The sequence below is a fragment of the Marinobacter sp. UBA2498 genome (assembly GCF_002341575.1).
GTDB lineage: Bacteria > Pseudomonadota > Gammaproteobacteria > Pseudomonadales > Oleiphilaceae > Marinobacter > Marinobacter manganoxydans.
Map to the genome: position 1 here is coordinate 19,017 of NZ_DDOI01000126.1, position 3,216 is coordinate 22,232.

The window sequence follows — 3,216 nt, forward strand, 5'->3', positions numbered from 1 at the left end:
CGCGCTCCAGCACGGCCAGAGCCGCATGCCCTTCGTTCAGGTGGCAGACTTCCGGTTCGATACCGAGCGCGGCGAGCAACCGCCAGCCGCCAATCCCGAGGATCACCTCCTGCATCAGGCGTTGATCCGGCGCGCCCCCGTAAAGCTCACTGGTTATTCCCCGGTACGGCGGGTAGTTCGCCGCATCGTTGCTGTCCAGGAGGTAAAGCTTCACACGGCCCACCTGGACCTGCCAGGCGCGCAGCCAGATCGGGTGGCCGGGCAGGCCGAGCTGTATCCGCAGCCACTCCCCGTTGGAATGACGCAACGGCATGATTGGCAACTGGCCGGGATCGTTATACGGGTAAAGCGCCTGCTGTGCACCGTCCCGGTCGATCAGCTGGCGAAAATAGCCTTGCTGGTAGAGAAGCCCCACGCCAATCACCGGAACACCCAGATCGCTGGCGGCCTTGAGCTGATCGCCCGCCACGTTGCCCAGCCCGCCGGAATAAATGGGCAGGGCCTCGCTCAGCATGAACTCCATGCTGAAATAAGCGGCACAGGTTAAAGGCGGCCGCGGGTAGGTTTGCTGAAACCACGCCGGCGCCCGAGCGGCATCTCGCCTGGCCTGCACCAGGTCCCCGACGTCTTTACGGAACGCCGGATCGGCCAGAAGTCCCTGGAGCTTCTCCCGCGAGACCGTCTGCAGAACGACCCAGGGGTTACGTGTGGCTTGCCACAACTCGGGATCCAGCTGCCGCCACACCTGGTCGGTCGCATGATTCCATGACGAACGCATATCCAGGGCCAGCTCGGCCAGGGCATCAAATCCCTCGACATCCGTATGCAGCGGGCCGTATAGCAGCTGGCTGACAGGGGTTTCATTGTTCATGGGGTCTCCTTCCTTATTAAGACCGGGGCCTGCGCCCGTTGATAGCCCTTGCGCCGCCGCTCACCTGCGCCGCGGCTCACCAGAGTGGTGCCCCTGCCAGGGTCAGTTGTGCTCCGGGGGATTAAACCGTGGTTGCGTGGACGGGGGCGGACTCAGTCCCCACTTTGCTTGGCATCGAAGTAACGGTGAAGTCGATTGTAGATCGGGCAGAACACCAGCCCGGCATAGGCGCCATATAGGAAACTCTCAATCAGGCCGACCACAAATCCCCACCAGGTCAGCCACTTGAATCCCGGCAATACCTGCTCAAGAAACGCATGCATATGCAGGCTTTGGGGCGTTACCAGTCCATAGATAACGCAGACAATGAAGGTGACCGCTGCGAACAACCCCAGCGCCCAGGTAACCAGTTTCGTGTTAAGCATGTTCCACTCCCATCAATGGCGATGACCCGAGGGTCGGTCCTGATTGCTGTCCGGTTTGTCCGGCTTGTCCGTCTTGTCGGACGCGCCATGTCCGCCGTGCCCGCCTCCGCCGTGACCACCATGCCCACCGTGACCGAACATGTGCATGGCCACGAACAGGATGCCGATAACCACCCAGAACCAGTTTTCCGCTAACCATTCCATATAACCCTCCTCCGTCTGCGGTTGCGCCCGACTGCCATTGTGTGATCTCCGGAGCGGGCATGCATCTCCAGCGAGATAAGCAAACCACAGTTACCTGAGTTCAACCTGAATTATTGGAGCGAACCAGATCGGGATTTGACCTCAATCAAGTCGGGAATGGGGAACTTTCTGCGGACAAATAAAAAAGGCAGACCAGTAGCTTACTGATCTGCCTTTCTCTTGGATGGTAGCGGGGGCTGGATGGTTATGAGACTGATGTTTTAGGCACACTTTTTTTGTGCCAAATTGATGATATTTGATATAAATTGATGTGTGAATTAGAATTTTGGATAGAAGGGAGAGTGGAGACTAAGTACAACAATGCCAAGTAACGACAAGCAGAAATGGCACGGGGCTGATCAATCAGACAACGAGGACTTGACCTTAAGGCATCCAGGCCCTCACTTTCAAGCCATCCGTTCTTGGGCTGAACAAAACAACGTCTCCGACATCTTCGACGCCATAGCGCTCGCCTTTGGCTTCACTGAAAACTTCACGATCGTCGGCAACCTGTATCGCGAACTCTCTAACCCGGACTCAAAGGCCATTCTGCATCAGTGGGCTGACAATCCCTACATCAGCCACCTAAGCAGGCTTCTTTTCTCGTTCAGCCAAGATAAAGACTTTGCCAATAACTATTCCGGTCTTCACCAGGGCGTATCAAGAGGCAACACGAAAACCATTCTGCGGTCGGCAGGAGCAGATCTGAAAAACGAGCATTTTCTGCTCGAACTGGTTATCCAACCACAGCCCCCTTCCGACAATAAACTACTCGACCGATTACGAAGAACTCTAAAAATATGGCTGATCGTACAGGCACTGGAAAGAACCGCAGAGCATAACTGCCCACACGATAACCAGATTCAGCAGGTCGCCAGCACACTCTGCCTCCCCGGAGAGAACAGCAAATGGACACTTATTGACAACATTCTTGAAATGTCATTGAAAGCCTGCCCGTCAGACCACTACTCGTACTCCCAATTCAACCTGGCAATACGACACGCCGCATCTCAGCTAATCGCCAGATACTCAGGGCCAGAAACCCGTAAAGAGCTGCTGCTTCTTAGGGCCATCCAACGGGTTGCAGAGGGCCAACTCAACCCCACCAGAGCTCAAAAAACAGAGACCGCTTTTCAGACTTCCTTTACGAACCTACTCCAAGCAACAGAGGGCGCATTGGATCTGAGCAGCTCGGCAGGCGGGCCTCAACTTCTTGCCTATTCAGACAGCGAAACAGACTCTGCCGATGAAGAAGCCCTGCATCAACTGCTGCTGTTCGGCGTCGACCCGGAAGAAACACCAGAACAGCAGAAACTCTCGGGTCAAAGCATACTGATGCAGACGGCAGAACTGTCAAACTATCTTCCTTGGTCATGGGAAAAACCACTTCCCCCAGAAGCCCATCAACTCGATCAGTGGATTAACTGCACTCTGGCTGAGGACCGCCCTGAAGAAAAACTGGGGGGCGCGTTAGTCTGGCTGGCCGTTCATCTTGAACGCTCCCTGGAGTTCATACAGGAAATTGAAATAACGGATGACTTACGCGATGAATGGAGCATTTCCCAAGACCTAGTGACTGCCCACCGGGAACGACCGAGGCGACACAGCTCTTGGCATCCGGATGCCGAAGCTCAACCTCTGATCGAACCGTTCCAGGACAATCTCCGCGTCACGCTG

At 55.7% G+C, this 3,216-nt stretch carries 4 protein-coding genes; 1 reads left to right on the plus strand and 3 read right to left on the minus strand.

Going from position 1 to position 3,216, the window contains the following annotated elements; genetic code table 11:
• The 3 genes from glgP to B2W52_RS17715 form a co-directional block, all read right to left on the minus strand.
• On the minus strand, positions 1–871 hold an 871-nt coding region (glgP, locus tag B2W52_RS17705), incomplete at its 3' end, for an alpha-glucan family phosphorylase (RefSeq protein ID WP_286803818.1).
• A gap of 152 nt (positions 872–1,023) precedes the next feature.
• Complete coding sequence (locus B2W52_RS17710; RefSeq protein ID WP_053112513.1) at positions 1,024–1,296, minus strand: DUF5676 family membrane protein; 273 nt, start codon at positions 1,294–1,296, stop codon at positions 1,024–1,026.
• A gap of 12 nt (positions 1,297–1,308) precedes the next feature.
• A complete protein-coding gene (locus B2W52_RS17715; RefSeq protein WP_053112515.1) occupies positions 1,309–1,500 on the minus strand; it encodes a hypothetical protein in 192 nt (63 codons plus the stop codon).
• Positions 1,501–1,860: 360 nt separating this feature from the next.
• On the opposite strand from B2W52_RS17715, the gene B2W52_RS17720 reads away from it, so the two are divergent.
• On the plus strand, positions 1,861–3,216 hold a 1,356-nt coding region (locus tag B2W52_RS17720; protein ID WP_286803819.1), incomplete at its 3' end, for a hypothetical protein.

What these genes read in the sequence shown, in the direction of transcription:
- B2W52_RS17710 (WP_053112513.1), bottom strand. Translation starts at nt 1,296, where the DNA reads ATGCTTAACACGAAACTGGTTACCTGGGCGCTGGGGTTGTTCGCAGCG.
- B2W52_RS17715 (WP_053112515.1), bottom strand. Translation starts at nt 1,500, where the DNA reads ATGGAATGGTTAGCGGAAAACTGGTTCTGGGTGGTTATCGGCATCCTG.